Origin of the sequence: Cryptosporangium sp. NPDC048952, assembly GCF_043197895.1 — a bacterium.
In the GTDB taxonomy this organism is placed as follows: domain Bacteria; phylum Actinomycetota; class Actinomycetes; order Mycobacteriales; family Cryptosporangiaceae; genus Cryptosporangium.
Genome location: NZ_JBICTY010000004.1, coordinates 635810 through 661168, shown reverse-complemented (window position 1 = coordinate 661168; position 25359 = coordinate 635810). Strand labels below are relative to the sequence as shown.

Below are 25359 nucleotides of genomic sequence, written 5' to 3'. Positions count from 1 at the left end.
TCTGCTCGTGGCTACCTCCGAAGCACGGTACTGGACACGCTGGCACTAACCGCGCGGCAGGCGCAGGACACGTTCTGCGATGACGTTCAGTTGGATTTCGACAGTGCCGCCGCCGATGAGTTGCCCTGGCGTGTTCAGTTCGCGCGCGGCGACGTCGATCGCGCCGCCGCGTACCGCGGCTTCCGGGCCGACCAGCGCGAACGTGAGGTCGGCGGCGTCGCGGTGGAGTTGTGCGGAGGCGACCTTGGCGACGCTCGCGCCCGGGCCCGGTTGCCGGCCGGCGAGGCGGCGGAGGGTTTCGCGGATGGTGAGCGCGGACACGGCGGCGCCGTAGGCGTTGACGTGGGCGAGTGCTCTCGTCGCCTCCGTTCTCTTGACGGCGCTCTTGTGGATCAGGGTGCGGATCGGCTCCTCGTCGGTGCTGCCGAGCGTCGCGCTGATCGACGTGCGTTCGTTGCCGAGCGTCGTCATCGTGAGACGCCAGCCCTCGCCGGGGGCGCCGACCAGGCAGTCGTCGGGGACGAAGACGTCGGTGAGGAAGACCTCGTTGAACTCGGCGTTGCCGGTGGCCTGGCGGAGCGGGCGCACGTCGACGCCCGGGGTGCGGAGGTCGACGAGGAAGTAGCTGATGCCCTTGTGCTTGGGGGCGTCGGGGTCGGTGCGGGCGAGGCAGATTCCCCAGTCGGCGAGGTGCGCGGAGGAGGTCCAGACCTTCTGACCGTTGAGGGTCCAGCCGCCGTCGACCTTGACGGCCTTGGTGGCGAGGCCCGCCAGGTCGGACCCGGCGCCCGGTTCGCTGAACAGCTGGCACCAGACGAGTTCGCCGCGCAGCGTCGGGCCGGCGAAGCGTTCGACCTGCTCCGGGGTGCCGTGAGCGAGGATCGTGGGCATGGCCCAGTCGCCGATCACTATCGACGGTGGGGTGAGGTTTCGCCGGGCGAACTCCTCGGCGATGACGAGTTGCTGGATCGGCGTGGCGCCGAGGCCGTGGGGAGCGGGCCAGTGCGGGGCGATGAGCCCCGCGTCCGCGAGGTAGGTGCGCCGCGGCCCGGTGCGGTGGCCGGGGGTCGTGAGGGTGTCTTCGGGGAGCTGCATGGCGCGGTCGATAAGCGCCCCGATGCGTTCGCGGAAGTCGGCGCGCGGCGCGGCAGCGGTGCTGGCGCTTTCGGCGGCGGCGCTGGCGGCGGCGCCGGCACTATCGGCGGCTGTGCCGGCGCTATCGGCGGCGCTTGGGTCGAGGGCGTCGAGCGCGACGTTGCTGGTGCGGCGGGAGATGAGGGCGGCTTCGCCGAGGTCGGTGAGCCAGGTGCCGGTGGGGCCGGTGAGCGCGGCGAGGCTCATCGCGCGTCGCCAGTAGAGGTGGACGTCGTGCTCCCAGGTGAAGCCGATGCCGCCGAAGAGCGTGACGGCTTCGAGGACCGCGTCGGTGGCGCGGCCGAGCGCGACGACCGCCGCGCCGCCGACGGCAAGGCGCTGCTGATCGAGCCCTTGGTCGAGGCTACGAACCGCGTCCCAGGCCGCAGCCGCAGCGAGTTCCGCCGCGACGAACAGACGCGCGGCCTTGTGCTTCACGGCCTGAAACGACCCGATCGGCCGCCCGAACTGCTCCCGCGCCTGCGCGTACTCCACAGTGGCTTTCACGGCCCAGGCCAGCACTCCGGCGACCTCGGCCGCACTCAACGCGGTAACCAGATACCGCACCGCCTCCGCATCGATCTCCCCGAGATCGTCAGCGGCGGTCACACCGGCCAAATCAAGCCGCCCCACATCCCGAGTGAGATCCACCCCTTCCTCAACAACAATATTCACACCGTCAGCCCCAGGCTCCACCCGCATCCACACCGTCCGACCGCCACCAGCCGGACCGGAGCCGGCGAGCGCTGCGCCATCGCGGGCCACGCGAGGGGCGCCTTCATCGGTGAGCACGACACCACCGGCCGGAAGCGCACCGGCGGCCGCGGGATAGCCGGCCGCGGGATAGCCGGCCGCGGGATAGCCGGCCGCAGGATGGCCGGCCGCAGGATAGCCGGCCGCAGGATGGCCGGCCGCAGGATAGCCGGCCGCAGGATGGCCGGCCGCAGGATGGCCGGCCGCAGGATGGCCGGCCGCAGGGTGCCCAGCGGCGGCGTGCCCAGCGGCGGCGTGCCCAGCGGCCGCGGGATGCCCGGCGGCGGAGTGCCCGGCGGCGGAGTGCCCGGCGGCGGAGTGCCCGGCGGCGGGGCGCGCGGCAGCGGAGTGCCCGGCGGCGGGGCGCGCGGCAGCGCCCGCCGGCTCGGTGACTGTGGCGCCGACGATCACGACCTCGGCGCTCGGGAGCCCGAGAATCGGCGTGGTGCGTCCGGTGAGGACCCACCCGTCCGCAGACGGGGTCGCGGTGAGCCCGGCGTCGGGCTGAACGAGCGCAGCGGCAGCGCCACCGGCCAGCACGTCCAACAGCGCAGACCGAACGTCCCCCGCAGGCGCACGCGAAACAACGGCGGAGGCGAGAACGGTCGGGCCGAAAGGCCCGGGCAACAGCCCCCGCCCGACCTCCTCGAGCACGACCGCGAGTTCACCGAGCCCGCCACCCTGCCCCCCGAACTCCTCGGGCAGGTGCACGGCATGCAACCCCTGAGCAACGAGCGCGGCCCAATGCGCGGGCCGCCCACCAGCCGCGAGAGCGTCGAAAAGCTCCCGCGTACCAGCAACCGGCGCGTGCCGCGCAACGAAGCCGCTCACCGCAGCGCCGAGCTCGAGCTGATCTTCAGTCACCGCGATGGACATACCCTCACCGTAAATGAACTGGATTCTACTTGTACAGCAGAGACCATCTCAGATATACAAAATACGACGGCGCCTGACGCTGCCCGGGGGTTCGCATGCTGACAAACGACCTCGACCGCCTTCCACCCGACACCCGCGCCGCCCTCACCGGCCCGGGCTCTCCGTTCGAGCTCGTCCGCGAGAACGTGCGCGGCGTCGAGATGACGGTCTTCGCGAATCGCCCCCCACACCTCCCCGCGCTGCTGCAGAACGTCACCGCGCAGCACCCCGACCGCCCCTACCTCGTCTTCCCGGAACGCCAGCTCACCTACCAGGAAACAACCGACCAGGTAGCCGCCGTCGCCGCCGCACTGCAAACAGCCGGCATCACCCGCGGCGACCGAGTCGCCCTGGTCGGCCCCAACAGCCTCGAATACGCCCTGACGCTCTGGGCGCTGGCGTGGCTCGGCGCGGTCAGCGTCAGCCTCAACGGCTGGTGGACCGGAACCGAACTCGACCACGGCATGGCGCTCGCCGAGCCGAAACTCCTCATCGGAGACGAGCACCAACTGGCCCGTACGAACGCGGCGTCGCTCACGTTCGCGGACCTGTTCGCGACGGTGAGTTCCACGGGCGTCCCGATCACCCCGGACCTCGTCGAGGACGATCCCGTCTCGATCCTCTTCACCAGCGGCACCACCGGCCGCCCGAAAGGCGCTGTCATCACCCACCGCGGCCTGGTCAACTTCGCCCAGGACGCCCAGCTCCGCGGCTACGCCGACGCTCTGTTGAGCGGCGCGACCGACCCGCCGCCCAGCCCTCCGGTCGCGCTGGTCGTGAGTCCGTTCTTCCACATCTCGGGCCTCGGCCCGCTGCTCGGAGGCGGACCGTACAACGGCATGACGATGGTCTTCCCACCGCGCGGACGCTGGGATCCCGTCGTCCACCTGGAGCTGACCGAGCGCTTCGGCGTCACCCAGTGGTCAGGGGTGCCGACCCAGCTGGTGCGGTTACTGCGCCATCCAGATATCCACCGCTTCGACGTCAGCTCGGTGCGGACGCTCGGCATGGGTGGCGCGCCGATCACCGCGGAGCTCGCGGTGCTGTTCGGCGCGGTGCTCCCGGGAGCCAAGCCCGCGCAGGGGTTCGGGATGAGCGAAACCTGCGGTCAGGGCACGACGATCGCCGGCGCGCGGATGGTCGAGAATCCGCAGTCGATCGGGCTGGCGACCCCGACCTCCGACGTGACGATCCGCGACGCCGTCGGCACGGACGTCGCCGACGGCGACATCGGCGAGATCGCCATCCGCTCCCCCAGTGGGTTCCTCGGTTACTGGAACGACCCGGCGGCCACCGCGGCCGTGCTCGACGCCGAGGGTTGGTACCGCACCGGCGACTACGGCCGCGTCGTCGACGGCATGCTGCAGCTGGAGTCCCGGCTGCGGGACATGATCATTCGCGGCGGCGAGAACGTCTACCCGATCGAGATCGAAAACCGACTCTCCGAGCATCCCGCGGTACTCGACGCCGCGGTGATCGGCGTGCCGCACGACGAGCTCGGCCAGGAGGTGATGGCCGTAGTGGTCGGCTCGCTGACCGCCGTGGAGGTGCAGACGTGGTGCGCCGAGACGTTGGCGCCGTACAAGGTCCCCGCCCACGTGCACTTCGTTGACGCCCTTCCCTACAGCGCCACCGGCAAACTCCTCAAGCGAGAACTAGAGAACCAGGTTCTCGCCTAGCGAACGTTCTGCACGAAGGCAGGCAGAACCGGTGATCTGGGCGGACCGGAAACGTTTGAGTTCGCGGGGTGGGGCGCGGGGCGACAGACCTGGCCGGGTCAGGAAGCTGACTTCGGCGTGTTCTCGGTGCTCAGCGCCCCGTGAGCAAGCCCATTCGTCAGTAGCCAGCTCATGAGCCTGAAGATCTCCTCGGGTTTGGTGCCTTCGGGGTCGGCCAGCCAGGAGAGGGTCACGCCGTCGAAGAGGGCGGAAACCAGCTGGGCCAGCGTGTCGTGACTGAACGGCAGCCCGGCACCGACCTCCTGGTAGAGCGGCGCGGTCAGCCGGCCGGCGGTCTCCCGGTAGGCCGCGTATTGCTGGGTGGCGAGGTGCTCGCGTTCGGGGGCCCGCAAGGCCCAGGTCGTCAGTTCGTAGATCGCGATCTGGCGGCCACGGTCGTCGGCCCGCACGACGTGGTCGAAGGCGCGGTCGAAGCGCCGCACGATCGCGTCTTCGAGATCGTCCTGGCTCTCTTCCGCGGATCCCGCCGAGGCTTCGACCTCGCCTAGCAGCGCCGTGACGACCGCCTCCAGCAACTCGTCCTTGTCGGCGAACCAGTAGTGGACGAGCCCGGCGGGAAGGCCGGCCTCGGCGGCGATCTTGCGCGTGCTGGCGGCGGCGACGCCGTCCCGCGAGATCACCTTCGCGGCCGCCTCGATCAACTGCTGCCGCCGGTCATCATCGCGTCGGCGCCGTGGAGCTCGCTGTGAAGTGGTCACGGTGTCATTTTGCATCACCCGTATTGGGCACTTGACCAAGACAGTTGCCCAATGAATACTCGCCGGTATGGAAGAGGACGGCAAACACTCGCCCGACCTGGTCAGAGATCGATCGACCGCCGTGTGCGTGGTCGGCGCCGGGCCAGCCGGGCTGGCGATGGCGCGGGCCTTACGTGCCCGAGGAATCGACTACGACCAGTTCGAGCGCAACGCCGATGTCGGTGGCCTGTGGGACATCGACAGCGTCGGCAGTCCGATGTACGAGGCGGCGCACTTCATCTCCAGCCGGACGCTTTCGGGGTTCGAGAACTTCCCGATGCCCGATGACTACCCGGACTATCCCTCGCACCGGCAGGTTCTGACCTACTTACGGTCATTCGCCGCGCATTACGGCCTATCGGACGGCATTCGTTTCAACGTGTCGGTGGAGAAAGCCGAGCAGGGCGCCGACGGTCTGTGGAGCGTCTGGTTGAGCGACGGCACCGCGGCCGTCTACCGCGCGGTGATCGGCTGCTCCGGCGCGCAGTGGTACCCGAACATGCCGGGTGCTCCCGCTGGCTTCAGTGGAGAAGTGTTGCACTCCTCTGCCTACCGCAGCAGCGACATCGCCACAGGTAAGCGGGTCATGGTCGTGGGAGGCGGCAACTCCGCCTGTGACATCGCGGTGGACGTATCGCACACCGCGGAAACGACGATCATCAGCATGCGCCGGGGCTACTGGTTCATTCCCAAGCACCTTTTCGGCATCCCTTCCGATCTTTTCGCGGAGAATGGGCCGACATTGCCGAAGTGGCTCGAACAGCGCCTGTTCGGGTGGGTTCTGCAACGCCTGTACGGCAAGCCGGAGAAGCTCGGTCTCCAGCGCCCTGATCACCGTCTATTCGAGACTCATCCGGTCCTCAACAGCAATTTGTTTCACAGCCTCCAACACGGCGACGTCGTCGCGCGGCCAGCCATCCGGTCGGCGGAGGGTACACGGGTCGAATTCGTCGACGGACGCCATGACGACGTGGACATGATCATTTATGCCACCGGCTACAAGCACCGCGCCCCGTACGTCCAGTCGTACCTAGGGAGCGAACAGCACCCGGAGTTGTACCTGACCTGCTTCTCGCGCGACTACAAGAATCTCTTCGGCGTGAGCTTCACCGAATCCAACACGGGCGCCTACCTGCAGTTCGACATGTCGGCGCGGATGATCGCCAGCTACCTGGAAGATCAGGACCGCCGGCCGGACCGTGCGCGCGAGTTCGAAGCGCTGATCAAGAAGGACCATCCCGACCTCAGCGGCGGCCTCCACTTCGACGGATCGGCCCGGCACAAGGGCTACGTCGACGGCCACACCATCATCCGCTACCGGCAGCGTCTCTGCGCCCGCATGGGTTGGCCGTTCAAGGACGCCCCGACAGCGGACGCCCAACGCCTGACCCCCATCGACGCGATCGGAGTGTCAGCAATTGACGAGTAACGGCGAAACGATCGGTGGGATCGTCGCCGGCAAGACGCTGCCCGGAACCGGTGAGGGCGTCATCCGGCGCAGGAGTCCGGGCGACGGATCGCCACTGAGCGATGTGGCCGTCTCCGGGAGGCCGGAGGTCGACGAGGCCGTCCGGATCGGCGCCGAAGCGTTCGAATCGGGTATCTGGAGTGATCAAAGCCCGCAGGCGCGCGGCGAAGTCCTGCGGAAGCTGGCTGATCTGGTCGAAAGGGACGCCCGGTTGCTGGCCGAGCTGGACGCCGTCGAGGCCGGCAAGCCCATCAGCGAGTGCATCGAAGGTGATGTGCCCGCCGCACTCGAAGCCTTGCGGTGGTTCGCCGGCGCGGCGGACAAACTCTACGGCACCACGAGCCCCACGAACGGCCAGGAGCTAGGTCTGACCCTCCGCGAACCGATCGGTGTCGTCGCGGCGATCATGCCGTGGAACTATCCGATGGCCCAGGCCGCGTGGAAGTTGGGCCCGGCGCTTGCCGCGGGTAACAGCGTGCTCCTCAAGCCTGCGGATCAGACACCCAGTTCGGCGCTGCACATTGCGCGCCTGGCCTACGAGGCGGGCGTTCCCACCGAGGTTCTCAGCGTGTTGCCGGGCGACGGCGCCAGCACCGGAGCCGCGATCGCCTCGCACCCGGGCATCGACGCGCTCTCGTTCACGGGCTCGACAGCGACGGGCCGAGCAATACTGCACGCTGCCGCACGCAGCAACCTCAAGCGCGTCTCTCTGGAGATGGGCGGCAAAAGCCCGCAGATCCTGCTGGCGGACGCCCTGACCTACGGCGACGAACTCTTCGACCAGATGATCGACGCGTCGTTCCTCACGATGGGACAGAACTGCACCGCCGGAAGCAGGATTCTCGTCCACGAATCGATCGCCGATGAAGTCAGCGACCGGTTCGCGAAGCGTGCCCACCGGCTCGTGGTGGGACCGCCCCTCGAACCCACCACCAAGATCGGGCCGCTCATCACCCAGGCCGCCGCAGACCGGGTCAACGCCCTGGTCGACCGGGCGGTGGACGATGGCGCGGAGGTACTGCTGCGCGGGTCCGACCCGAGGCAGGACGGTCCGACCCCGCAATACGTCGCGCCGATCGTGCTGCGCGGTTGCACACCGGACAGCGAAATCCAGCAGACGGAGATCTTCGGGCCGGTGGCGACCCTGACAACCTTCGCCTCCGAGGACGAGGCGGTGGCGTTGGCCAACAACACCTCCTACGGCCTGGCGGCGTCGGTCTGGACCCAGGACCTCAACGCGGCGATGCGCCTGTCCCGCGCCGTCAAGGCAGGCGTGGTGTCGGTGAACTGTTACAGCGAGGGCGGTATGTCGACGCCCTTCGGCGGTTACAAGCAGTCCGGCTTCGGCGGCAAGGAGCGCGCGTTCGAGGCGTTCGATCAGTGGGTCCAGACCAAGACCGTCTGGATCCGGCTGCACCGGACCAGCGAGCGATGAGCACTCGGATCCCGCGGGTCGTCGATCTGACCCGGACGCTGACGCCCGGCTTTCCCACGGCGATCGCCGACGTGCCCCCTGTACGACGGTGGCAGGCGACCACGTATGAGAGTCACGGGTTCAGTGCCAACGGATGGTCACTGGTCGAACACATCGGGACCCACGTGGATGCCCCGGTCCATTTCGTACCGGGCGGCCGGGACGTCGATGCGATCCCCGCCGACGAGCTGGTCCTACCGGCCCGGGTGGTGCACCTGCCCTCGGCGCAGCTGGTGACCGTGGCTGACCTCCTCGTCGAGGAACGGCGGCGCGGGCCGATCCCGGCGCGCAGCGCCGTCCTCCTGTGCTGCGGGTGGGGTACCCGGGAGCCGGACGACCGGAGTTACCTCGGTTGGGACGGCACGGCGTACCGCGCGCCGGGCTGGTCAGCGGAGGCCGTCGAATGGCTGGTGGAAAACCGGGCGATCGTCGCCTTGGGCACCGACACCAGCAGCATCGACGCCGGGGATGCGTCGGCGGCCCACCTAGCGCTGCTCGGCGCGGGTCGTTATGCCATCGAGGGCCTGGTCAATCTCGAGCAGCTCGTGGAGTGTTCCTCGTTCACGCTCGTCGTCGGGGTGATCCCGTGGGAGTCCGGTACCGGCGGCCCCTGCCGGGCGCTGGCGCTGGTCGCACCGGCCGAAGAGTCACCATGAGCAGCGGACGTGTGCTCGTGCTCGCCGACGATCTGACCAGCGCCGCCGAGGTGGGCGGAATGCTGGCGCGGCGGGGCGAACCGGCGCTGGTGACGACGCGCCCGGACGCGCCGATCGTCTCCGCCGCGGCCGAGCGAGTCTGCATCACGACTGCGAGTCGCGCCATGTCGGCCGAGGACGCACGGGGCACGCTGGACCGTTGCGTCAAGACGGTGTCGGGGAAGCCAGGCCTCGTCTTCAAGACCATGGACAGCAGCCTGCGCGGGAACTGGGCCGCCGAGCTGGACGCGACGATGCGCGGCCTCGGCCGGCACACGGCCCTCGTCGCCCCCGCATTCCCGGCCGAAAACCGGATTACGCAGGGCGGCATCCAGTACGCCGACGGCGTGCCGGTCGATCTCGGTCCGGCTGGCTTCGATCCCTGCACTCCGGTCAGCATCTCGCGGGTGTCAGAGCACCTCAGGGCGGCCGGCCTGCACGCCACCGAGCTGCGCCGTCCCACCCTGGACAACGGGGAGGCGCTGCGGAATTGGCTCGCGGCGCGCGCCTACGCGCCCGAACTGGCTGCGGTCATCGTCGACGCCGAGGACGCGGCGGACCTGGAACTGATCGTCCGCAGCGGCGCACCGGAGCGCCTCGTGTGGTGCGGTAGCCCAGGGCTGGCCGCTGCCCTGCTGGCCGACGCCCCCCTGGCTCCTCCGCCGGTGTCGGCGGCCGCGCTGGCGGTGGTCGGCAGCTTGCATCCGGTCAGCCGGGGCCAGGTCGAGCACGCGCACGCCCATGGCATCCCCGTGATCGAGATCGCCGCCGATGCCTCTCCCAGCGCCACCGCGCTAGCGGTCGAGGGGCGGCTGCGGACCGCCCGACGAGCGATTCTCTGCACTCCGATGTCCACCCTGATGGACGCCCCGGACGCTCACGCCGCTGCCGTCGTCCGCGAAGTGGTGCTCCGCACCGAGGATCTGGCGCTCGTCCTGACCGGGGGCGACACGGCCAGCGCCGTACTCGCCGGGTTGGACGCCGACGTTCTGCACGTCGTCGGCCAGTGGGCACCCGGAATTCCGGTCGGTCGGCTCGACGGCGTCCGCACGCTGCCCTTGGCCACCAAGGCCGGCGGCTTCGGCCGGCCCGACACGCTCGTATCCCTGCTCACCCAGCTCACCCGAGGAGCGTCTTCGTGACCAGGCCGCTCGCGTTGACCATGGGCGACCCCGCCGGCATCGGTCCGGAAATCGTCGTCTCGGCTCTCACCACCGCCTCGGACCACGCGCCCGGCCCGGTCGTGGTCCTCGGTGACCTGTGGCGGCTACGGGATGCCGCAGCGATCCTCGGCGTCGACGTCGCGGTAGTCGCAGCGCCGGGCTCCTGGGACGAGCTCGATCCCGATGTGCTCAGCGTCGTCCAGATCGGAGAGCTTCCACCGAATCTTCCGTTCGGCCAGGTGGACGCGCGAGCCGGTGCCGCCTCATTCGCCTACTTCAGCGAGGGAGTGGCGCTGGCTCTCCAAGGACGGGTCGCCGCCGTTGTCACCGCCCCGATCCAGAAGGAGGCCTGGCAGGCCGGCGGGGTGCCGTTCCCCGACCACACGAGCGCCCTGGTCGCGCTGACCGGCGCCGAGCGCCACGCGATGATGCTGGCCAACGACGAACTCAGCACCGTCCTCGTGACGATTCACCTCGCGCTCAAAGACGCCATCGGCGCCCTCACCCAGCAGCGAATAGAAGCCACGATCGAAATCGCCCACGACGAGATGCGCAGCCGTGGGATAGCCGAGCCGCGGATCGCGGTCGCGGCCCTGAATCCCCACGCCGGAGAGGGCGGCATGTTCGGCGACGAGGAAATCCGTCTGATCGGTCCGGCCATCGAGGCGACGCGCGCGGCCGGCATCCGAGCCTCTGGCCCCTATCCGGCCGACACGGTGTTCATGCGGGCACGCCGAGGCGAGTTCGACGTCGTGATCTCCCAATACCACGACCAGGGGCTGATTCCGATCAAGCTGCTCGGCATCGAGAACGGCGTCAACGTCACGCTGGGGCTGCCCATCGTGCGCACCAGCGTCGACCACGGCACCGCCATGGACATCGCGGGCACCGGCACGGCGTCGGGGAAAAGTCTTCAGTACGCCATCACCGCAGCTCGCCGCATCGTCGACGCCAAAACCCGGACCCTGCGAACGCGAGGTGCCCGCTAGTGGAATTCATCCTGATGCTGACCCGCGACGACCGCACGGTGGCCGACGCCCACTCACTGGTCGACCTCTTCGCCGACGCCGGAGTACGGCACATCGGCTTCAAGGACGTCGGCATCCCGCTGGCCGAGCTCGCCCCGCTGGCGGCGCACATCTCCGCGCGTGGAGCGACTTCGTACCTCGAGGTCGTCAGCGTGAGCGCCGACGACGAGCAGCAGAGCGTCAGGGCCGCACTGGACCTCGGCGTGGATAACGTGCTCGGCGGAACGCGTGTAGCGGAAGCCACCGAGATCCTCGCCGGCTCCGCGATCCGGTACTGGCCCTTCCTCGGTGACGTCCGCGGCCACCCCAGCCAATTGCACGGCTCCATCGAAAGCATCGTGGACCAGGCCAAGCGCTGGTCCGAGCTCGACAGCGTGCACGGGTTCGACCTGCTGGCCTATCGCTATGCGGGGAACGCGGAAGCTCTCGCGCGGGCCGTCGTCGCCGCGGCGGGGGTACCGGTGATCGCCGCCGGGAGTGTCGACAGCGCGGAGCGCATCAGCAGCCTCGGCGAGGCGGGCGCTCACGGCTTCACGATCGGCACCGCTTTGCTGGATCGGTCTCTGAAGATCGACGCCCCGTCGTCATCGCTCGCCGATTTGGCCCGCGCGGTGCTCGTCGCCACGCAGACAGCGTCCAGAGCACGGTGAGGCGCGGATGACACCCGAAGCCGCTCTGGACCCGCTCACGGCCAGACAGACGCCGGTCTCCGGCCGATGGATCGCGCTCTTCTCTCTGGCGTGGCTCGGTCTGTGGATGACGCAGTTGACCGCCATCCAGCTCCTGCTGCCCGATCAGGTCGCCGCGGCGACGTCGTCAGCTCAGTGGCAATCGACCCTGCGGGTGTTCGGTCTGGTCAGTGCGGTAGCGGGTCTCGTCGCGCTGGTCGCCTACCCGGTGTCGGGAGCCTTCAGCGACCGGACCACGTCACGGTGGGGCCGACGCCGGCCGTGGGTGGTGGGCGGCGTCCTGCTCAGCGCCGGCTGCTATGCGCTGATCGGCATTCAGCACTCGATCGTCGGGATGACGATCTTCTGGTCGTTGAGCACCGCCGGATTCTGCGCCGCCTCGTCCGGCCTCACCGCGATGATCTGCGATCGGGTGCCGGTCGAGCAGCGGGGCTTCGTATCCGGTTGGATCGCCGTGCCGCAGGCCCTAGGCGTGGTGGTGGGCGTGGCGCTGGCCAGCGGCGTCATCACTGGCCCGACCGCCGGATACGGGCTGCTCGCGGCCCTCCTGAGCCTGCTGACGGTGCCGTTCGTGGTGCTGGAGCCCGACCCTCCGGCGCCGCCGCGCACGGCGGGTACGACGCCGTTGCTCGGCTGGCTCTGGATCAGCCCCCGCGAGCACCCTGACTTCGGCTGGGCACTGCTCAGCCGAACCCTGGTCAACCTGGCCAACGCCTTGGGAACCGGGCTGCTCCTCTACTTCTTCACCTACGACCTCGAGCTCGACGATCCCGCCGGCTTCCTGGCCACGACCACGGTTATCTACGTGGCCTGCGCCGTGCTGGGTTCGGTACTGCTCGGGCGCGTCAGTGACCGCGTCGGCCGACGTAAACCGTTCGTGCTGATCGCGGGCGTGCTGCAAGCGGCGTCGGCCTTGCTGCTCGCCTCACTTCCCAGTGTCGGCACCGCGATTGTGGGCGCGCTTCTCGTCGGCGCAGGTACCGGCGCCTACTTCTCGGTCGACCAGGCCCTTGCCACGCAGGTGCTACCCAACCCCGCCGACCACGGAAAAGACCTGGCCATCATGAACCTGGCACTGATCGTCCCGCAGGCCGCCGGACCACTGCTCGGGGCATTCGCCGTCGCCGCTTTCGGCGGATTCAGCGGGCTCTACTGGGTCGCCGGGGTCGCTGGTCTGCTGGGAGCACTTGCGGTGCTGCCTATCCGGGGCGCGGCCTGAGCGCATTGACCAACCCACGATGTAGCAGCGCTGACGGGCGTGTCATCCGCCGCGAAGTCGGAGCAGCTGTTTCACGGCGGAACGCCCGAGGGTGGCCCGGACGCGCCGAGGGCCGGGAAGCGTGTGCTTCCCGGCCTCCGGCTGCGGCTGATCGTCAGCTGCAGGGGTTGTAGTCCCAGCAGTCGTTGTAGCGCTTCTTGTGGTGGCGACGACGGCGCGGCTTGCACTCCTCGTAGGAGTAGTCGTTGCAGTTGTCGTACGAGTAGTCGTAGCAGCCGCTCATGTCGTCCAGCCTCCAGTGATTTCCTTCGCGGGGTGTTTCCCCGTCCTGGAACCAGGTTCCCGCGAAACGACGCCCCGCTCGATCGCCGGCCTGACGCCCTGAACGTTCGGTTCGCAACACTCGCTCATGCCGTCGAGATCGGGGCATCGCCTGATGCGTCCTCCCCCGCGCAGCACCGTCCAGCCGCCAGAGGTAGGCCTTCCGGTCGAAAGCACTCAGCGCGGCGCCGCCCGCGACGAGTGACCCACACCTGGCGCGCCAGGGCGTCACGCATTACCCGCTGGGCGAATGCCTTCAGTCCGAGTCGTCTCGAGAATCTGCTGCCCCGTGACCGCCGCGGGTGCGGAGATCGTCGTCGGTGATGGCTCGGACTACTCGACAGGGGGACCCGACCGCGACGGTCATGTCCGGGATGTCGTGAGTCACGACGCTGCCCGCGCCGATGACAGCGCCGTAGCCGACGTGAACTCCCGGGAGTACGACGGCGTTGCTGCCGATCCAGACCTTGTCGTCGATCACGATCGGTTCGGAGAACCGCCGGAAGTCCTCCCGAAGGTCCGGGTGGATCGGATGGCCGGTCGTGGTGAGAGTGACGCTGGGCGCGATCATCACCCCGTTGCCGATTCGGATCTCCGCGTCGTCGACGAATGTCAGATTGACGTTGCCGAAGAAGTCGTCGCCGATGTGCACCTTGCTGCCGAATCCGGCATAGAACGGCGACAGCAGCACGGTTCGCTCTCCGACGGACCCGAAGATCGCCTCAACGAGTAGCCGCCTTCGTGCGGTGTCGCTGGGGAGCGTCCGGTTGTATTCGAAGATCAGGTCCGACCGACGTTCACTGTCCCGGAAGGACGCTTCCGACTCCGTGTAGAAAAGGCCTCGCCGGATCCGGTCCAGCACTTCCTCGTCAGATTCTGCCACGGGTTGCACCCTTTCACGCCGCGGACGCTGTCCGCGCCGTGTCGGCGGTCCCGCGCACGGGCCGTTGCTGCTCCGCGTCAATTTCTGGCGATGACATCGCTGTCCGTCACGTTCGCGCCGGCCGAGGCGAATGACGCGCGCCAACCGCGCCGAGCACCGATGAGGTGCCGTCGTCAGAGGTCCGTCTGCGCCGAACAGAACAGGTGCTGGACGCGGGTCGTCGAGCCCAGGTGCGGCAGCGTCACGGGGCCGACGCCGGGCGTCGGCCCTGCCGGGTCCACCGCGTTGCCTGGCAGGACTCCGAGGCAGAAGCGCACGCCGGTGACAGGGTCAGGCAGCGCGACGGGCCCGTCACCGTAGTCGTCGCCGTAAGGGTGGTATCGACGCAGCGGAAGCGACACGGTGAAGGACTCCTCGGCTGCGCCGCCGCGCGGAACGAGCGTGCCGCCGACCCGGGCAGGGTTCGCCCAGCTCTTCTTCTCGGTGTCCGGCATCGCGAACGCCCGCTTGGACACCTCGACCTGGCCGCCGCTTCCGCGCCCGGTGACGTATACCGCGTTCGGATCGTCGAACCCACCGTCGGAGGGCGACGCCGCCCGGTTGAGCACGACGAGATTCCCAGCCGACTCGTTCACCAGCCGGTAATGCACGTGCAGTTGCTGCCCGTCGGCCTCGATGGCCGAGGTGAATTGCACGGCCGGCCCGGTGCCGGTCGCCGACGGGTCGGGTGGCTCGGCCGGCGACGACGGTGCGGACGTCCCGGTGCTGCACGCGGCACAACCGAGCACGGCGGCGAGCGCCAGGGCCCACCGTCGGGCGGGCCGCCGCCTAGTAGGCGTCACGGTGGGGCGCGCCCATCTCCTCGCGCAGACCGTTCTCGGTCAGCGCGTAGGGGTGCCGGGAGTAGATCTGGTTCGGCGTGGAGGGGTCGTCGTCCTCGTCGATCGGCAGACCCGCGGCCTCGCGCTCCCGGTTGGGCACGCCCGGGTTGTCCGGACCGTCGTACGTGCCCGGCGCCAGTGAGTCGTTCATGTAGTCGTAGACGTGCGCCATCTCGTGGTACAGCACCGCCGACGGCGGCCCCTCGACAGTGCGGCCGGTGCCCATCGTCAACTGGTTGATGTGCGTGTTGTAGCTGATGACGTTGTCACCGTCCTGGTGGGAGGCGGTGCTGTTGTTCGGGTCGGCCGGGTTGTCGTACTCCCGGATCGTGAGCGAGTCACCGTCGTGGTGCCAGAGCCACCAACCGCCCTCGGTGTCCTCGTGGCCCTTCTGGAGCGCGGCGAGCATCTCCTGACCACGCGGGGAAGCGCCGAGCATCGCGAGGTCGGCCTCGATCCGCTCCTTGAACTCCGGAGACCCTTCCACGTTGATGAACGTCTGCAGGGTCTTGATCTCGATGGCAACGTTCTGCTCCGTGCCGGACGAGACGTCCTGCCGCTCGCCGATGACCTTGTCGGTGCCGAGCCCACCGGTAGTCGTGTCCACACCAGCGCCCGCGTAGACGACGTCGTTACCGCCGCCTGCCCGGAGCGTGTCGTCGCCCTCGCCGCCGGAGACGATGTCGTTGCCGGTACCCGCGTCGATGCCGTCGGCGCCGGTTCCGCCCTCCAGGAAGTCGTCGCCCTCGCCGCCGACGAGCGCGTCCTTACCGCTCAGCGCATAGATGATGTCGTTTCCGCTGCCACCGCCGAGCACGTCGTCGCCCGCGCCGCCGTCCACGTAGTCGCGGCCCGCTCCGGCGGACACCCGGTCGTTGCCGGCGCGCGCGTAGATCCGGTCGTTGCCGCCGAGGCCGACGAGGACGTCCGCCCCGCTGCCACCCGTCAACACGTCCTCACCGGCACCGCCGACCAGCGTCACGTGTACGTTGGCACCGGAAGCGACCTGAATGGTGTCGTCGCCGTCCCCGCCGCGAATCACGATGTCGGTGCCGGGCTGGAACGCCCACCGTTTCCCGTTGACCTCGACCATCTGCAGCCCGGTCCGTGGGTCGACGCTGATCGTCACGTTGTCGTTGCCGATGCCGGTGTTCACCAGGATCCGATTGCCATCACGGATGACACCGGTCTTTTCCGCCTCCGGGGGCAGCCGGAACGGGCTCGTGTCCCCCTCGGCGATCGACGCCCAGGCAGACGCGATCGCCGCGAACTCGGTGCGCGCCTTCGTGATCCGCGCGATGTCGGCGGAGAGCCAGCCGTCGAGATGCGAGCGGATCTCGACGCACTGCGCCAGCGAGTCGCTGACGACCTTCGCCTGCGCGTCCGTCGTCGGCTGGAACAGGATGTGCATCGGCGCGTCGTAGGTGAACGGGACGACCGCGACCTTCGCCCACTCGCCGGTCAGGCGCTCCTGGGCCTCCCGAAGCGAGTCCGCGGCACCGGCCGTCGCTGTGGCCGCCGCGGTTGCCTGCGACTCGGCCCGGTCGATGTCGGCGACCAGCTTTCGGCGGTGCGCGTCGTAGGAATCCGCGGCGACGCTGCTCCAACCGTGTGAGAGCAGCGTCGACGCTGCTCCGTTCACCTCGTCGGCGGTCTTGCCGAGGGCAGCCGCGGTGTCGCGCCAGGCGGACGCGGCGTCGTCGACCTGGTCGGGTCTGGCATGCAGGCTCCAGACGTCCGGCGTGGAAATCGCGGCGGGCGGAGAACCGCCGCCCGGGTCAGGTATCACGTGGATTGCCTACCGGATAATCAGATCGGGATGTTGGGGTGCAGCCGCTGAAACTCGCGGGCCTCCTCCTCGTCGAGCTTCTGGTAGGCGAACGCGGTGCGATACAGCCGATCCATGTCGCCTTCGAGTACCGCGGCCAGCCGCCCGACGGTCACGTCGGCGGAATCCACTGCCTCGTGAAGGGCGGCTCGCACGTCCTTGGCGGAGACCGTGTCGCCGAACGCCGCCTCGGGCACCGTCAATTTCGCTTGTTCGAGTCGCCACGCCTCGGCAGCGGCCAGGGAGGAGCGCAGCATCTGATCACCTGCGCGGGTGAGCTCCGCGGGGGCTACCCGGACCTCGTCGTTCGCCACCCGGCCACCCTAGTCGCGTGCGCAAGCACTGATTGAACGCTGGCAACAACCGCCCTCGCCGAAACGTCCGCTCATGCCGCCACGCATGCAACCTTTCTTCGCGGAACCTCCGTCCTTCTGGCGAGACATCGTGCGGCGAGGAGGCCTGATTTGCGGAGAGCCGATGAGGAACGATTCCGTGTCTTCGTGAGTGAGCGCATGGGCCGCTGGCGACGCGGCGCGTTCCTGCTGTGCCGCGATTGGCACGTCGCCGACGACGTGGTCTCGGTGACGGTGGGCAGGATCTTCGAGAAGTGGCGGAAGGCCGCCGCCGCGGACAACCCCGACGCCTATGCGCGGCGCATGCTGTCGGTCGAGGAGACCGCGGAGGCATTGGACATTTCATCCGGAACTGTGAAGAGCCAGTCGGCGCGTGCACTGACCACGCTGCGCTCGCTCGCCAACTCTCCCCACGCCTGACAGGAGGCGACAGAATGACGCAGCAGATGTTCGAGGACCTGGTCGGCCAGCCTCCGCCGTCGACGGTCGACGGTCGACGCGATCATCCGGGACCGGACACGGCGGCGGCGAATCCGTCAGGCCCCGATGGTGATGGCGGCTGTGGTGCTGGTCGCGGTCGGCGCGACCGTCGCCGGCTTCGGCCACCTCGGCACCGGAACGACCTCCAAGGGTGACGTCGTCGTCGGCCAGGCACCGGCCGGCGGCACCAAGATTCGGCTAGTCGTGGACACCGCAGAGGGCAAGGCCAAGAGCGCCGAAGAGCTGACCAAGGCCTACGACGAAGCGGTGAAAAAGGCAGTGCGCGGCGCCGAATGGAAGGGCGGAAAGCCCCCTCGGGTGACCGATGAGGAAGCCGCGCCTCCGGCCGAGTTCATTTTCGGCGCCACCCTGATCGTCGACGGCAAGCCCGGAGCGCTGGTCATCCAGATCGAGAACTCCGGCGAAGGGCCCGATGACCTCGCCTCATTCCCCCTGAACTGCGACAACCCGGATGGACACTGCAAGGTGACCGAGGGCCCCAACGGTGAGAAGCTCGTTGTTCGCCGGTGGGACTACCGGGACGGCAACTGGCAAAAGGGCGATGTCTATACCAACGTCACCGTCGGTCTGGGCGAAAACCGGACGCTGAACCTGGAGTCGCACCAGGATCTGCTGACCGAGAAGCAGATCAGCGCCATCGTCTCCGACCTCGCCAGCCGCATCGAGAACGCCCCACCTTCGGCGTCCGCCCAGCCTGATCACAGGCTCGGCGGACGCCGTGGCGTCTTCCCTCTCGGCGACCTTCCACCAGCAGTCAGGCGGCACTCGGAGACACGCAGGGTGGAACGCGTCCAGCCGTTTTCGAGCTATCGTGCGCGAATGAGTACGCACCAGGAGCCGGCGCAGACCGACGACCTGCCGCCGATCGGACGACCGGCAACTCGCGCTCTGCTCGCGGCTGGGATCCGGACCCTGGAATTGGTGGCCACTCATAGCCGTCGCGAACTCCTCGCTCTGCACGGCGTCGGACCGAAGGCGGTCAGCATCCTGGCTTCCGCGCTGGCCGAGTGCGGCCTCGCCTTCGCCGACGAACAACCCTGACCGTGCACGTGCCAACCATGGAGCCCTCGAGCACTGCGGCACCGAGCTCCAGGTCTTCCGCGAACGAGCCGCCCGCGGCGCCGACGCCTTGGAAGCCGTAGTCGCGCCGCCCGCAGGGATTAACCAGCCCGAGTGACGCCGGACCAGCCGCAAGTTCCCGGCCCTACGACGGGTTCCAGGGCCTACGACCGGCGAGCGTAGGCCCGGGAACCCGTCGTAGGCCCGAGTAACCACCCGGCGGTACCGACGCGGCGAAACCCGGAACGCGTCGCGCTCCGGATCGACGACTGCTTCCTTCCGCGACGGAACGGCTGGAACGTTCGCCTCGCCACACTCCCCCCTCCGAGGGATCCGGTTCGCGCGCCAGAGGGATCCCCCCGGCGCCGGGTGCGACGACGCTCGATCACGTCGAGCCGGCGCATGAGAGGGACGTGCGATGCCAAAGATCAAAGCGACAGCGATGGGCCTACTCGGGCTACCGTCGACGGCCCAAGCACAGCCGAACCACCACGAGCCTCCCCAGAGGGTGACCGGCGTCGGACAGATCCAACTCGACGAGCCGAACGTCGTCGGTGACCGCATCTGCACCGCAGTCGCCGGTGGGTTCACCGTCCATGGTGGTTAACCGTTGGGCGGGCTACGCGGCCGCCGCCTGGTCACTGCTCTATGCCGCGCTCGGGCTGTACTGGACGCTCGGTGGCAGCGGCTTCCCGTTCGCCCCGATCGACGACGACCACGTCACGGGATCGGTGCTCGAGGGCAGCCGCGCCGAAATCGTCGCACCGATCATGGCTGTCCTCGGACTGCTCGGCGCGATCGTCGCCCTGGCGATGGCTCGAGGAGCCGCCACCGGCCGCGTCGCACCCGCGCTGATCGTTGTCGGCTGGACCATGGCAGCCGGCTTGACCCTGGTGATCCCCGACTACACCATGCTCGCCCTGGTGGCGTTCGCACCCGCGCTGCTGATCTTCGCCTTCACCGGCGTACCGGGCGACCAAGGCGGCATCGGCGACATCCTGTACTGGCACCGGAACAACCTGATCATCCTGTTCATCGGCGGTCTGCTCTGGGCCGCGGCGACTCTCGCCTATCAGCGTCGGGTGCGCGTCGCGTGCGGGCACTGCGGCCGCCGTTCCGGCGCGAGCGTCCCATCCCGGCAAAAACTACTGCGGTGGGGACGCTGGGCTGTCGTGGTCGCGGTGCTGGCGACGCTCCCGTACGAGGTCACCAGGCTGGCGTGGTACTTCGGATACCCGCTCGGTATCCCCGACGACTTCTTACGAATGATGCAGGACACCCCCGGCATGCTCGACATGGGCCTGGGCTGCGCGGTCGCCTCAGTGCTCGGCGGCGTCCTGACCCACGGCCTGGTCAGCACATGGGGCGAGGTCTACCCGCGCTGGATCTGGTTCAAGGCCGGGAAGCCGGTACCGCTCGCACTCGCGGTCGTCCCGGCGTCGGTCGTGTCCGTCACGCTGATTCCGGCCGGGCTGATGGCGCTGTGGACCCCCGAGCTCAGGGAGAGCTGGGCGCTGTGGGTACCGAGCCTCTTCTGGGTGGTCTGGGGCGCAGCTCTCGGTGCAGCAACCGTCACCTACTACCTGCGTCGACGTGGCGCGTGCAGGCACTGCGGACAGGGCGACGACACGGCGCGCACATCGGCCGACGTTGTCACAATGGGGCGATGAGCCTTCCCCGGGCGGTCGCGCCGCTGGTCAGCGCGACCACGTACCGGCGGGGTGTCCATCTGCTCCTCGGCGCAGTCATCGCGCTCGCGTATCTGATGCTCGTCCGCACGTTCTGGCAGATGCTCGTCGAGGACCCCGTCAACCGTCCGACGATCGTGATGACCGCTCTCGCCGCCGCGGTCATCGCCACGATGCCGGCGTTTCTCAGCGGAACGCGCGCGTTGGAGATCGCCGCCGCTCGGGCCCTGCTCGACGTCGACCTGGCGGATCCGGAACCCGGCAGTCGACCCGCAGTGGAGACGCGAGTTCGGGCTGCACTCTGGTTCGCGCTGCATCTTGTGGCGGGGACGGTGCTCGCATTGCTGCTGTTCGCTGCCGTACCGGTGGTCATGCTGACGCTCGGCCACCAGGTCGGTGTGGTGACCGAGCTCCCGGGTGGCTATGGCACGGCCGGATGGCTCGTGATCGCCTTCGGGCTGCTCGTGGGGACGGGCTACGCGACGGCGGGATTCGGGGCGCTGGCCACCGTGATGGCACCGGTCCTGCTCGGTCCGTCCGCCACCGAACGTGAGCGCGCGCTGGAAGTGCGGGCGCGGCAGTTGGCGGACCGCAACCGGCTGGCCCGTGAACTGCACGACTCGATCGGCCACGCGTTGACGCTCGCGGCGCTGCAGGCGGGTGCGGCGGGGCAGTTGTTCGAGACCGATCCGCAGTTCGCCCGACGCGCGCTGAGCGTCATCGAGGAGACCAGCCGAACCGCGATGGAGGACCTCGACCACGTCCTCGGAGTGCTCCGCGAGCACAGCGACGATCGACCGCGTCGACCGCGTCCGACGCTGGCCCAGCTCGCGCGACTGTGCGAGGACTCGCTGGCCAGCGGCGTGCCGGTGGACCTCACGACGAGCGGCTCGTTGACGGCGGTGCCCGCTGCGGTGTCCCGGGAGGGGTACCGGATCGTGCAGGAGGCACTGACCAACGTGGCGAGGCACGCCGGCCAGGTACCGGCGACGTTGCGAATAGCAGTGGCAGACGGTGGCCTGGCCATCGAGGTGACCAATCCGGTCCCGGACCGGCCGAGGAAGCCGCACAGAACCGGGCGCGGACTCGACGGCATGCGCGAACGGGTCGACCTCCTCGGAGGCCGGCTCACCGCCGACCGCTGTGCCGACGTCTGGCGGATAACAGCCGAACTGCCACTGCGTGATCCGGACGACGTTCGATGACCGACGCGACGAAGTTGCTCATCGTCGACGACGAGGAACTCGTCCGGATGGGACTCCGCGCTGTCCTCGACGCACAACCGGACCTGCGCGTGGTCGGTGAGGCCGCCGACGGCGCGGAGGTGCCGCCGCTGGTGGCCCGGTTGCGCCCGGACGTCGTGCTGATGGACGTGCGGATGCCCGCCACCGACGGCATCCAGGCCACCCGACACCTGTCGGCGCGTGTCGACCACCCACCGAAGGTACTGGTGATCACGACCTTCGAGAACGACGAGTACGTCTACGCCGCCCTGCGGGCCGGCGCCAGTGGGTTCGTGCTGAAGAGAGCTCGTCCCGCACAGCTGGTCGACGCCGTGCGCGTCGTCGCCAGGGGTGAGTCTTTGCTGTTTCCGGCGGCGATCCGGCGCCTGGCAGGTGCCTACGGCAACGGTGCGCACCGGCTGGCCGACGCGGGACTGACCACACGTGAGCTGGACGTGCTGCGTCGCATGGCGGCTGGGCGGTCCAACGCGGAGATCGCCCGCGACCTCGTCCTCAGCGTGGAGACGGTCAAGACGCACGTCGGGAACGTGCTCGCGAAGCTGCCGGCCCGGGACCGCACTCAGGCCGTAATCGCCGCATACGAGTCGGGGCTCATCACGCCGGCCGGGTGACGCGGGGCTCGCGTTGCGGGAGTTCGTCCTCGACGAACGCCGGGCGCGCCAGCGTGATCGCGGGGATGATCGTCAGAAGGGCAACAGTGATCAGGAACCACAGCGGCAACGTCCACCCACCGCTGACGTCGTGCAGCAGCCCGACGACCAACGGGCCGAGCGCACCGAGCGCATAGGCCACCCCCTGAGCGAAACCGCTCAACGCCACGGTGCCGCCATGCGTCCGCGTGCGCACGTTGATGAGCACGAGGTTCACCGGGAACAGGATCGACCCCGACCCGACGAGCAGCACCCACACCAACGTGAGCGTCGCCGGTGCGACGAGCAGCCCGAGGTAACCGAGCACGAAGCTCGCGATACCCGCGGCGATCAGCCAGCCGACATTGCGCAGCCGCGGCACGAGCAGGGGCGCAATGAGGGCGCCGGGCAAACTGACGAGGCCGGTGACGGCGAGCAGCACACCGGCTTCGGTCGGCGTCGAGCCGGCGACGTCGCCGAGGATCTCGGGCAGCCATGCGAAGACCGCGTAGGTACAGATCGTGCTGGTGGAGAACGCGACGGTGATCGACAGCGCCGCGCGCGACCGCCACAGTCGCGGAACGCGATCGGGAGGCGAGGACTCAGCATCCGTGAGTCGCTCCCGCACGATGACCACGAGCCAGGGAACGAGCGCGGCCACAGAGGTCGCCGCCCAGATGCCGAGCGAGAACCGCCAGCCGATCTGCTCGGCGAGCGGAGCGGCGAGGGCTGCGGGCACGGCCGTGCTCACGCCCACGATGCAGACGTAGACGGCGGTCAGCAGCTCGACCCGGTCGGGGAAGTAGCGCCGCACGATCGGCGGCAGAAGCACGTTGCCGATGCCCGTCCCGGCGAGCGCGACGACACTGCCGACGAGCAGCACCACGAAACCCGGGGCGAACGCGCGCACGAGATGGCCGACGGTCATGAGCAGCAGCGCGAGCACGATGCCGCCGTCAAGGCCCAGACTGCGGGCGACGCGCGGCGCGACGAACCCCGACACCGCGAGCAGGATCGGCGGCAACGTACCGAGCACCCCGACGCCGATGTTCGAGATCGGGATGTCCACCCGGATGTCGCCGAGAATCGGTGAGATGACGGCGACCGCCTGGCGCAGGGTGAACGCGACGAGCACGATGCCCAGCAGCGCGGCTGTGCGTCCCGCCCACAGCGGAAGGGGGCGGGGCTCGGACACTCCCCGAGCCTAGCCTCGGCGCTCAGGACTCCAGATCCCAGAGTCGACGGTAATAGTCGATCCGGGTCGGGTCGGGCGCGATCCCGTACGCCTCGAAGAACTCGCCCTGGTGGCCCTCGCCGTAGTTCCAGTCCAGGCTCATCGACGCGACCGCCAGGTCGGCCCACCGGTCGCCCACGGTCAGGTCACCGAAGTCGACGTTGCCCGTCCAGGCGCCCTCGGCGGAGATCAGGGTGTTCGGAGCGCACGCGTCGCCGTGTACGAGCACCGGGTCGTGCACGTCCGGGCGGGGGCCGTGCGTGCGCGCCGGCCAGCTCTGTGACGTCCACTCGGAGGGGAAGTCATCGGTCGGGATGGCGTGGATCGCGCGAAGACCTGCGGCTATCGCCGAGATGGCCTCCCGGTGCCGGGCACGCCACGGGGGGCCGACGGCGTGCTCGCCCGGCACCGCGGTGGTCACCAACCACTGCGCGTGCCCGTCCTGGCCCCAGCCGATCACCCTCGGTGCCGGATGACGCCCGTCGAGCCACTGCAGACGCAGCCGTTCCTTCTCCAGATCGACGCCGGTCCGCCACGGGTTCCACTTCACGAACCTACTGTCGAGCCGAAACGTCAGCCCACCCATCTCGTTGCGCCACACCAACTCGCACCGGCCACCAGCCGCGAGCCCGACGACAGCCGGCGGGATCGAGTCCCCGCCCAGCGTGTGCTGCGCCGCGAACAACGGATCCGACACGGCCGCAGGCTACCCCTGCGACGATGGGCGTGGGCGCGCCCCTTGCCCATGGGCGCGAGCTTACCGAGCTGCGGCTGCGGTCTCGGTCATGATCAGCTCCATGTTGAGCGCGGCCGCCACCGCCATCCCCTGCGCAGCGGCAGTGATCACCTGTGCCTGCAGGTCGGTGACGTTGCCGGCCAGCCACAACCCCGGCACCGTGGTCGCGCCGGTCGGCTCGGCCGGATAGGTCATCCCGACGGCCTCACCGAACGGATGCGCCACCGGCTTGAGCCCCAGATCGTCGAGCACCGGCGACGAAGCCACCATCCGCGGCCCCACCGCGACCGCATCGCACGCGACCAGCTGCCCGTCGGCCAGCCGCACGCCACGGAGCTGATCGTCGTCGATCTCGAGCCGGTCGACGACACCCGCCACCACCGTGATCCCGCGTGCCGCCAGTTGCGCCGCCTGCTCGGGCGCCGGCTGGTCGGTGGTGTGCGTCAGCAGCACCAGGTCGTCGGTCCACTGCCGGAACAGCAAAGCCTGGTGGACGCCCATCGGACCGCTGGCGAGCACCGCGATGCGCTTACCCCGCACCTCCCAGCCGTGGCAGTACGGACAGTGCACCACGTCCCGGCCGAAACGCTCTTTCACGCCGTCGACGTCGGGCAGCTCGTCGGTGAGGCCGGTCGTCACCAGGAGGCGCCGCGCCTCGATCACCTCGCCGTCGGTGAGGGTGACCTCGAATCCGTCGTCGCGCGTGCGGGCCGTCACCGCACTGCCGGAGCGCACGCGACCGCCGTAGCGGGCCAGCTCCTCGCGGCCGGTGGCGAGCAGCTCGGCGGGGCTGATGCCGTCCCGGCTCAGGAAGCCGTGCACGCCGGCGGCCGGTGCGTTGCGCGGCTGGCCGGCGTCGACCACGACCACCGAGCGCAGGGCGCGGGCCAGCGTGATCGCCGCGCTCAGACCTGCCGGTCCGCCGCCGATCACCACGACGTCGGTTCGTCCATTGTGGGGCTGTGTCATGTAACCGATAGTGATCGCG

General features: G+C 69.3%; 24 protein-coding genes. 14 read left to right on the top strand and 10 right to left on the bottom strand.

From position 1 onward, the window contains the following. Positions 1 to 45 precede the first annotated feature (45 nt). Positions 46 to 2763, bottom strand: coding sequence for an acyl-CoA dehydrogenase family protein (locus ACGFY5_RS25885; RefSeq protein ID WP_392723637.1), 2718 nt, complete (start codon positions 2761 to 2763; stop codon positions 46 to 48). 95 nt (positions 2764 to 2858) lie between these two features. Here ACGFY5_RS25885 and ACGFY5_RS25880 point away from each other — a divergent pair, with 95 nt between their 5' ends. Further along, on the top strand, positions 2859 to 4481 hold the full coding sequence (locus tag ACGFY5_RS25880; RefSeq protein WP_392723635.1) for a class I adenylate-forming enzyme family protein: 1623 nt from the start codon (positions 2859 to 2861) through the stop codon (positions 4479 to 4481). Between the two features lie 98 nt (positions 4482 to 4579). Here the strand turns inward: ACGFY5_RS25880 and ACGFY5_RS25875 are convergent, their stop codons facing one another. Then, a complete protein-coding gene (locus ACGFY5_RS25875) occupies positions 4580 to 5239 on the bottom strand; it encodes a TetR/AcrR family transcriptional regulator (RefSeq protein WP_392723633.1) in 660 nt (219 codons plus the stop codon). Positions 5240 to 5306: 67 nt separating this feature from the next. Between ACGFY5_RS25875 and ACGFY5_RS25870 the strand changes: the two genes are divergently transcribed. Genes ACGFY5_RS25870 through ACGFY5_RS25840 form a run of 7 tightly spaced genes read left to right on the top strand, consistent with a single transcriptional unit; the run spans position 5307 to position 13014 of the window. Next, positions 5307 to 6707: a flavin-containing monooxygenase gene (locus ACGFY5_RS25870; RefSeq protein WP_392723631.1), complete on the top strand. Its 1401-nt coding sequence runs from the start codon at positions 5307 to 5309 to the stop codon at positions 6705 to 6707. Further along, a complete protein-coding gene (locus tag ACGFY5_RS25865) occupies positions 6697 to 8181 on the top strand; it encodes an aldehyde dehydrogenase family protein (protein WP_392723630.1) in 1485 nt (494 codons plus the stop codon). The genes ACGFY5_RS25870 and ACGFY5_RS25865 overlap by 11 nt, the downstream gene beginning before the upstream one ends. After that, complete coding sequence (locus ACGFY5_RS25860) at positions 8178 to 8876, top strand: cyclase family protein (RefSeq protein WP_392723628.1); 699 nt, start codon at positions 8178 to 8180, stop codon at positions 8874 to 8876. The genes ACGFY5_RS25865 and ACGFY5_RS25860 overlap by 4 nt, the downstream gene beginning before the upstream one ends. Continuing rightward, positions 8873 to 10057 carry a four-carbon acid sugar kinase family protein gene (locus tag ACGFY5_RS25855; RefSeq protein WP_392723627.1) on the top strand — a complete coding sequence of 395 codons (1185 nt, stop codon included), beginning with the start codon at positions 8873 to 8875 and terminating at the stop codon, positions 10055 to 10057. The genes ACGFY5_RS25860 and ACGFY5_RS25855 overlap by 4 nt, the downstream gene beginning before the upstream one ends. After that, complete coding sequence (pdxA, locus tag ACGFY5_RS25850; RefSeq protein ID WP_392723625.1) at positions 10054 to 11067, top strand: 4-hydroxythreonine-4-phosphate dehydrogenase PdxA; 1014 nt, start codon at positions 10054 to 10056, stop codon at positions 11065 to 11067. The genes ACGFY5_RS25855 and pdxA overlap by 4 nt, the downstream gene beginning before the upstream one ends. Continuing rightward, positions 11067 to 11756 (top strand): 4-hydroxythreonine-4-phosphate dehydrogenase, encoded by a 690-nt coding sequence (locus ACGFY5_RS25845; protein ID WP_392723623.1) that lies wholly within the window; start codon positions 11067 to 11069, stop codon positions 11754 to 11756. The genes pdxA and ACGFY5_RS25845 overlap by 1 nt, the downstream gene beginning before the upstream one ends. Positions 11757 to 11763: 7 nt before the next feature. Next, positions 11764 to 13014 (top strand): MFS transporter, encoded by a 1251-nt coding sequence (locus ACGFY5_RS25840; RefSeq protein ID WP_392723621.1) that lies wholly within the window; start codon positions 11764 to 11766, stop codon positions 13012 to 13014. Positions 13015 to 13168: 154 nt separating this feature from the next. On the opposite strand, the gene ACGFY5_RS25835 is transcribed toward ACGFY5_RS25840, so the two are convergent. The 5 genes from ACGFY5_RS25835 to ACGFY5_RS25815 all read right to left on the bottom strand — a co-directional run bounded on the left by ACGFY5_RS25835 (position 13169) and on the right by ACGFY5_RS25815 (position 17241). After that, positions 13169 to 13297, bottom strand: a complete 129-nt coding sequence (locus tag ACGFY5_RS25835) for a hypothetical protein (protein WP_392722392.1) — start codon at positions 13295 to 13297, stop codon at positions 13169 to 13171. Positions 13298 to 13591: 294 nt separating this feature from the next. Continuing rightward, positions 13592 to 14218, bottom strand: coding sequence for a sugar O-acetyltransferase (locus ACGFY5_RS25830; RefSeq protein ID WP_392723619.1), 627 nt, complete (start codon positions 14216 to 14218; stop codon positions 13592 to 13594). A gap of 173 nt (positions 14219 to 14391) precedes the next feature. After that, positions 14392 to 15060: a hypothetical protein gene (locus ACGFY5_RS25825; RefSeq protein ID WP_392723618.1), complete on the bottom strand. Its 669-nt coding sequence runs from the start codon at positions 15058 to 15060 to the stop codon at positions 14392 to 14394. Then, positions 15047 to 16888: a M91 family zinc metallopeptidase gene (locus ACGFY5_RS25820; protein ID WP_392723616.1), complete on the bottom strand. Its 1842-nt coding sequence runs from the start codon at positions 16886 to 16888 to the stop codon at positions 15047 to 15049. The genes ACGFY5_RS25825 and ACGFY5_RS25820 overlap by 14 nt, the downstream gene beginning before the upstream one ends. Before the next feature lie 20 nt (positions 16889 to 16908). After that, positions 16909 to 17241, bottom strand: a complete 333-nt coding sequence (locus tag ACGFY5_RS25815; RefSeq protein WP_392723614.1) for a hypothetical protein — start codon at positions 17239 to 17241, stop codon at positions 16909 to 16911. Between the two features lie 186 nt (positions 17242 to 17427). On the opposite strand from ACGFY5_RS25815, the gene ACGFY5_RS25810 reads away from it, so the two are divergent. From ACGFY5_RS25810 to ACGFY5_RS25785, 6 genes are all read left to right on the top strand, one after another. Next, positions 17428 to 17700 (top strand): sigma factor-like helix-turn-helix DNA-binding protein, encoded by a 273-nt coding sequence (locus ACGFY5_RS25810; protein WP_392723612.1) that lies wholly within the window; start codon positions 17428 to 17430, stop codon positions 17698 to 17700. 141 nt (positions 17701 to 17841) lie between these two features. After that, positions 17842 to 18822 carry a hypothetical protein gene (locus ACGFY5_RS25805; protein WP_392723611.1) on the top strand — a complete coding sequence of 327 codons (981 nt, stop codon included), beginning with the start codon at positions 17842 to 17844 and terminating at the stop codon, positions 18820 to 18822. 436 nt (positions 18823 to 19258) lie between these two features. Continuing rightward, positions 19259 to 19447 carry a hypothetical protein gene (locus ACGFY5_RS25800; protein WP_392723610.1) on the top strand — a complete coding sequence of 63 codons (189 nt, stop codon included), beginning with the start codon at positions 19259 to 19261 and terminating at the stop codon, positions 19445 to 19447. Further along, the gene (locus ACGFY5_RS25795) at positions 19437 to 20510 is read left to right on the top strand and encodes an NYN domain-containing protein (protein ID WP_392723609.1); all 1074 of its coding nucleotides are present in this window, start codon (positions 19437 to 19439) and stop codon (positions 20508 to 20510) included. Before ACGFY5_RS25800 ends, ACGFY5_RS25795 begins: the two co-directional genes overlap by 11 nt. Further along, positions 20507 to 21733 (top strand): sensor histidine kinase, encoded by a 1227-nt coding sequence (locus ACGFY5_RS25790; protein WP_392723607.1) that lies wholly within the window; start codon positions 20507 to 20509, stop codon positions 21731 to 21733. Before ACGFY5_RS25795 ends, ACGFY5_RS25790 begins: the two co-directional genes overlap by 4 nt. After that, positions 21730 to 22383 carry a response regulator gene (locus ACGFY5_RS25785; RefSeq protein WP_392723606.1) on the top strand — a complete coding sequence of 218 codons (654 nt, stop codon included), beginning with the start codon at positions 21730 to 21732 and terminating at the stop codon, positions 22381 to 22383. The genes ACGFY5_RS25790 and ACGFY5_RS25785 overlap by 4 nt, the downstream gene beginning before the upstream one ends. Here ACGFY5_RS25785 and ACGFY5_RS25780 read toward each other — a convergent pair. The 3 genes from ACGFY5_RS25780 to ACGFY5_RS25770 are packed head-to-tail and all read right to left on the bottom strand — an operon-like array spanning position 22367 to position 25340. Continuing rightward, complete coding sequence (locus ACGFY5_RS25780) at positions 22367 to 23596, bottom strand: CynX/NimT family MFS transporter (protein WP_392723604.1); 1230 nt, start codon at positions 23594 to 23596, stop codon at positions 22367 to 22369. The genes ACGFY5_RS25785 and ACGFY5_RS25780 overlap by 17 nt on opposite strands. 22 nt (positions 23597 to 23618) lie before the next feature. Beyond that, complete coding sequence (locus ACGFY5_RS25775) at positions 23619 to 24332, bottom strand: phosphotransferase (protein ID WP_392723603.1); 714 nt, start codon at positions 24330 to 24332, stop codon at positions 23619 to 23621. A 60-nt stretch (positions 24333 to 24392) separates the two neighbouring features. Continuing rightward, a complete protein-coding gene (locus ACGFY5_RS25770; RefSeq protein WP_392723601.1) occupies positions 24393 to 25340 on the bottom strand; it encodes an NAD(P)/FAD-dependent oxidoreductase in 948 nt (315 codons plus the stop codon). Between the last annotated feature and the right edge of the window lie 19 nt (positions 25341 to 25359).

What these genes read in the sequence shown, in the direction of transcription:
- ACGFY5_RS25860 (WP_392723628.1), top strand. Translation starts at nt 8,178, where the DNA reads ATGAGCACTCGGATCCCGCGGGTCGTCGATCTGACCCGGACGCTGACG.
- ACGFY5_RS25870 (WP_392723631.1), top strand. Translation starts at nt 5,307, where the DNA reads ATGGAAGAGGACGGCAAACACTCGCCCGACCTGGTCAGAGATCGATCG.
- ACGFY5_RS25790 (WP_392723607.1), top strand. Translation starts at nt 20,507, where the DNA reads ATGAGCCTTCCCCGGGCGGTCGCGCCGCTGGTCAGCGCGACCACGTAC.
- ACGFY5_RS25835 (WP_392722392.1), bottom strand. Translation starts at nt 13,297, where the DNA reads ATGAGCGGCTGCTACGACTACTCGTACGACAACTGCAACGACTACTCC.
- ACGFY5_RS25785 (WP_392723606.1), top strand. Translation starts at nt 21,730, where the DNA reads ATGACCGACGCGACGAAGTTGCTCATCGTCGACGACGAGGAACTCGTC.
- ACGFY5_RS25795 (WP_392723609.1), top strand. Translation starts at nt 19,437, where the DNA reads ATGGTGGTTAACCGTTGGGCGGGCTACGCGGCCGCCGCCTGGTCACTG.
- ACGFY5_RS25800 (WP_392723610.1), top strand. Translation starts at nt 19,259, where the DNA reads ATGCCAAAGATCAAAGCGACAGCGATGGGCCTACTCGGGCTACCGTCG.
- ACGFY5_RS25885 (WP_392723637.1), bottom strand. Translation starts at nt 2,763, where the DNA reads ATGTCCATCGCGGTGACTGAAGATCAGCTCGAGCTCGGCGCTGCGGTG.
- ACGFY5_RS25840 (WP_392723621.1), top strand. Translation starts at nt 11,764, where the DNA reads ATGACACCCGAAGCCGCTCTGGACCCGCTCACGGCCAGACAGACGCCG.
- ACGFY5_RS25770 (WP_392723601.1), bottom strand. Translation starts at nt 25,340, where the DNA reads ATGACACAGCCCCACAATGGACGAACCGACGTCGTGGTGATCGGCGGC.
- ACGFY5_RS25855 (WP_392723627.1), top strand. Translation starts at nt 8,873, where the DNA reads ATGAGCAGCGGACGTGTGCTCGTGCTCGCCGACGATCTGACCAGCGCC.
- ACGFY5_RS25880 (WP_392723635.1), top strand. Translation starts at nt 2,859, where the DNA reads ATGCTGACAAACGACCTCGACCGCCTTCCACCCGACACCCGCGCCGCC.